Annotated in this window: 2 protein-coding genes and 1 pseudogene; 2 read left to right on the top strand and 1 reads right to left on the bottom strand. The window is 74.1% G+C overall.

The window, feature by feature from the left end; all coding sequences use genetic code 11:
* Positions 1-358, bottom strand: a pseudogene (locus PSH25_RS26655) (hypothetical protein); the annotation flags it as partial.
* A gap of 109 nt (positions 359-467) precedes the next feature.
* On the opposite strand from PSH25_RS26655, the gene PSH25_RS26660 reads away from it, so the two are divergent.
* Together PSH25_RS26660 and PSH25_RS26665 are read left to right on the top strand one after the other, a co-directional pair.
* Positions 468-1277: a DNA-formamidopyrimidine glycosylase family protein gene (locus PSH25_RS26660; RefSeq protein ID WP_238661651.1), complete on the top strand. Its 810-nt coding sequence runs from the start codon at positions 468-470 to the stop codon at positions 1275-1277.
* A 164-nt stretch (positions 1278-1441) separates the two neighbouring features.
* Positions 1442-5059, top strand: a complete 3618-nt coding sequence (locus PSH25_RS26665; protein ID WP_238661652.1) for a hypothetical protein — start codon at positions 1442-1444, stop codon at positions 5057-5059.
* Positions 5060-5144: the final 85 nt, after the last annotated feature.

Consider the following 5144-nt stretch of genomic DNA (forward strand, 5'->3'; position numbering starts at 1 on the left):
CGGCGGCTTTGATCTCGGCGCGGACCCGGGTGGCCGGTCGGGTGAGGGTGCGGGGAGCGGTCAGCAGCATCCCCTCGGCGACCGCGCTGTGCGGGCTGCGGGCGCCACGCCCGGGGGGCCGGACCTCGCGCAGGCGTAGGCCGGCGGCGGTGCGCCGCACGTTGACATCGTCGCGGTCGACGATGGTCAGGTCGGCGCTCCACCGTTCGTCGCCGGGTGCGGCGGCGACGAGGGCGATCGGGGCACCGCTGGATGCGGCCGGGGCAGTGCCGGGAGTGGGCAGGAGCGCTGCGGCGAGCAGGAGGGAGAGGGTGGCGATGAGGGCGACGGATGGGATACGACAACGCGGTCGCGTCATGGGCATTCTCCTCAGAACCCCCTGACCTTCGCATGTCAGGAGATCATGAGGAACCTGTGTACAAATAGCGACACATGCGAATCTTGCTCGAAAGAGGGAGGATGGCAGGGTGCCCGAAGGCGACACCGTCTGGAACACCGCGCGCGTGCTGCACCGCGCGCTGGCCGGCGCGCGGATCTCCGGCAGTGACTTCCGGGTGCCGCAGCTGGCGACCACGGACCTCACCGGCTGGACGGTCCGCGAGTCAGCCAGCCGGGGCAAACACCTGCTGCTGCGGCTCGGCGCCCCGACCGGAGAGCACTGGACCCTGCACTCCCACCTGCGGATGGACGGCGCCTGGCGGGCGTACGCCCCGGGGGAACGCTGGAGCGGCCGACCCGCGCACCTGATCCGGGTGGTGCTGCGCAGCCTCGGCGCTGTGGCGGTCGGCTACCACCTGCACGACCTGGCCCTGGCGCCGACCGCCGAGGAGGACCAACTGGTCGGCCACCTCGGCCCCGACCTGCTCGGCGCGGACTGGGACCCGGCCGAGGCGGTCCGTCGACTCGCCGACCACCCGGAGCAGACCATCGGCGAGGCGCTGCTCGACCAGCGCAACCTGGCCGGCGTGGGCAACCTCTACAAGTGCGAGGTGCTGTTCCTGCGCGGCGTGTCGCCGTGGACCCCGGTCGGCGGGGTGCCCGACCTGCCGGGCCTGGTGGCCCTCGCCCAGCGGCTGCTCGCCGCCAACCGGGGTCGGTGGACGCAGAGCAGCACCGGCTCGCTGCACCGGGGGCAGACCAGCTACGTGTACGGCCGCCGCGCCCAGCCCTGCCGTCGCTGCGGCACCGCCATCCGCAAGGAGGAGCTGGGCGAGCGGGTCACCTACTGGTGCCCGGTCTGCCAGCCCGAGCGCCCCGGCCCGCCGTCATCGGGCTGACCAGGGTCTCGCCAAGCGAGACCCATCGCAGAAACGGACGATTGGGTAATTCCTAACCGGCCGCCGGAGTCGCATGCTGCGGTTGAGCGCTCACCGACCGTCAGCAGAGTGCCGAGGTTCCCACGCCGGGGTGGCGGACCTCGCGCCCCGAACTGGGGAGAGTCATGGCGATGTTCCGCAGACTCCGCTCCACCTTCTTCGAGCGGACCACCCGCCACACCGACGCCAGCGCCAACGGCCGGGCGGTGTCCGTGCCGGCCGCGCGTACCGCCGAGGATGCTGTTGTCACGCCGAGCCTGGATCCGGCCGTCGTGCCCCGCTACTTCGGCCCGGTGCCGAACTTCGCCCACAGCCCTCGCCCGACGCGGGACCCCGACGGGCAGCTGGCAGCCGGGACCGGGCTGCGCAAGTTCGTCGACCCGCTGCCCCTCCCCGGCCAACCGGGTCGCGGCGACCTCGGCAGCCAGCTGCCGGTGGCAGCTCCGGACACGATCAGCTACCCGGGCTGCGACTACTACGAGATCGGCCTCCAGGAGTACGCCCAGCGGCTGCACCGGGACCTGCCGGCCACCCGGCTGCGCGGCTACCGGCAGCTCAACCTGGGCACCGACCCGGCCGGACACAACACGGTGGTGCCTCCGGAGCGCCCCTGGCACCTCGGGCCGATGATCCGCGCCCGTCGGGGTCGACCGGTCCGGGTGAAGTTCATCAACCAGCTCCCCACCGGTCGGGCCGGCGAACTGTTTTTGCCGGTCGACGACACCGTCGAGGGGGCCGGCCTGGGCCCACTGGACGGGCCGGCGCCGTACCCGCAGAACCGGGCCGTACTGCACCTGGCCGGGGCGCAGACCGGCTGGACCAGCGCGGGCAACCCGGGGCAGTGGGTCACCCCGGCCGGGGAAATCACCCCGTACCCGACCGGGCCCGGCCTGGCCCACGTGCCGGACATGCCGGCACCCGGCGCCGGGGCCACCACCCTCTACTTCCCGAACGAGCAGAGCGGCCGGCTGCTGTGGTTCCACGACAACACCCTCGGCCTGGCCCGGCTCACCGTCTACGGCGGACAGCTCGGGCTCTACCTGCTCACCGACCCGGCCGAGGACCAGCTCGTCGCCGACGCGGTGCTGCCGGCCGACCAGGTGCCCCTGGTGATCGAGGACAAGACGTTCGTCCCGGACGACACCCAACTCGCCGCCGAGGACCCGACCTGGGACCGGGAACGCTGGGGCGCCCGGGGAAGCCTCTGGCACCCGCACGTCTACCAACCCCGGCAGAACCCGTACCGGTCCGGCGGACGCAACCCGACCGGCCGATGGGACTACGGCCCCTGGTCCCGCAGCTCCGCCCCGGACGACGCCCGCCCCGACGGCTGGGTGCCGAACCCGTACCACGACCCCGTCGGCGCGCCGGACGAGCCGCCGGCGAACCCCGGCGTACCGCACCCGTCAGCCGTCCCCGAGGCGTACGGCGACACCCCGCTCGTCAACGGCGTCGCCTACCCGTACCTGGAGGTGCGACCACGCGCGTACCGGTTCCGGATCCTCAACGCCTGCCTGGACCGCAGCCTCAACCTCCAGCTCTACCGCGCCTGCTCCGACGCGGCGATGTGGACGGCCGACGGGGCGCTCACCGACCCCGACGCCGGTGAGGTGCCGATGGTGCCCGCCGCGCGCGCGGCGGACCGTCCGGCGGGGTGGCCGACCGACGGACGCGACGGCGGTGTGCCGGACCCGCGCGCCGCCGGCCCGGAGTTCATCCAGATCGGCAACGAGGCCGGCCTCCTGCCCGCGCCGGTGGTGCTGCCGAACCGACCGATCGGCTACCGCTACGACCGGCTCGACCCGACCGTGCTGAACGTCGACGGGCACACCCTGCTGCTCGCCCCGGGCGAGCGGGCCGATGTGCTCGTCGACTTCTCCGCCGTACCGCCGGGCAGCACGCTGATCCTGTACAACGACGCCCCGGCCCCACTGCCCGGCTTCGACCCCCGCTACGACCAGCACACCGACGCCCCGGACCGCAGCACCGAGGGTGGCCCGCCCCGGACCGAACCGGGGTACGGCCCGAACACCCGCACCCTGCTCCAGCTCCGGGTCACCGGAACGCCCGCGCCGCCGTACGACCTGAGCCGGCTGCGGGAACGGCTACCCCGGGCGTACGCGGCCAGCCAGCGCCCGCCGATCGTCCCGCAGCCGGCGTACGACCCGGCGTTCGGCACCCGGACCCCGGCGCAGACGACGGTGCCGGTGCACGCCACCACTGTGACGTTCACGCCGACGGCCGGCACCGGCCCGGTGACCCTGCCGATCACGGTCAAGGCCGCACAGCAGATCTTCGAGCCGGACCACGGCCGGCTGGCGGGCCGCCTCGGCGTCGGGCACCCGCACGCCGGGCCGCTCAACCCGACGACGTTGCCGCTCGGTGCGACCGACCCGGCCACCGAGGTGCTCTTCACCACCGACCCCGCCGTGCCGGTGGGCGCCCCCACCGACGGCACGCAGCTCTGGCGGATCAGCGGCAACGTCCGGCAGACCGAGCCGTTGCACGTCGGCGGCTGCGACGTGCAGGTGATCAACCGGGTTGGCTGGGACGGCACGCTGCGACTCCCACACGGCACGGAGCTGGGCTGGAAGGGAATCATCCGGGTCAACCCCCGGGAGGACGTGGTGGTGGCGCTGCGCCCGGTCGCGCCGGTGCTGCCGTTCAAGCTGGGTGACAGCGTCCGGCTGCTCGACCCGGGTCGCCCGGCCGGGGCGCGGACCGGGTCGACGCCGGTCAGCCCGGCCGACGGGAGACCCGCCACGGTGGTCAACCACCTCGTCAACCTGGGCTGGGAGTACCGCTGGCACAGCCAGCTCGCCGGCCACCGCGACGGCGGGATGTCCCGACCGCTGGTGCTGCGGGTGGCGCCGAAGGCGCCGACCGGACTGACCGCCACACCGGTGCCCGGCTCGGCCACCGCGCTGCCCGCGATCACGCTGGCCTGGACCAGCAACGGCGGGCGACCACCCGCCACCAGCCACCTGCTGCAACGGGCCACCGACGCGACCTTCGGCGGCGAGGTCACCACGATCACCGTCGCGGCCGCCGCCACCCGCTACACCGACGCGACCGTCACCCCCGGGGTGACCTACCACTACCGGATCCGGGCGGAGAACGCGGTCAGCTACTCGTCCTGGTCGAACGGGGTGCCCGCAGCGGTGCACCTGGCCGCGCCGAGCGGTCTGGTCGCGACGCTTCCGCCAGCCGCCCCGCTGCGCGTGGCGCTGCGCTGGACGAACCGGTCGTTCGCCACCGGCATCGACGTGCAGCGGGCCACCAACCCGACGTTCACCAGTGGCCCGGGCACCACGGCGATCGGGGTCGGCGACAACCACCTGGACACGACGGTCGCACCGGACACCACGTACTACTACCGGGTGCGGACCACCTACCTGGGCGCCGCCTCGGCGTGGTCGACGGTCGCCACGGTGACCTCACCACCCGCGCCGGGCACCCCGAGCGGGGTGAGCGCCACCGCCAGCGCACCGGGGCCGGACACCGCCACGGTGATCCTGGCCTGGGCGGCGAGCACACCCGGTGGCCCGGGGGCCGGGTTCACCGTGCAGCGGGCGCTCGACCCGGCCTTCGAGCAGGAGGTGGCCACCTTCACGGTGACCGGCCGCGGCTTCACCAACACGGGGCTGGCCCGGGGCGTGACGTACCACTACCGGATCCGGTCGTTCAACGTCGTGGGCACCTCGCCGTACACCGGGCCGGTCCTGGTGACGACACCGCCGTGACCGGCCGGTCGCGGCGCGGTCTCGGCGGGCGCGCTGTCCGCGCGTCGGCGGTTTCGCGGTCAGCGCGTCGGCGGGTGCGCGGTCG

The organism is Micromonospora foliorum, from assembly GCF_022229015.1.
Taxonomy (GTDB): domain Bacteria; phylum Actinomycetota; class Actinomycetes; order Mycobacteriales; family Micromonosporaceae; genus Micromonospora; species Micromonospora foliorum.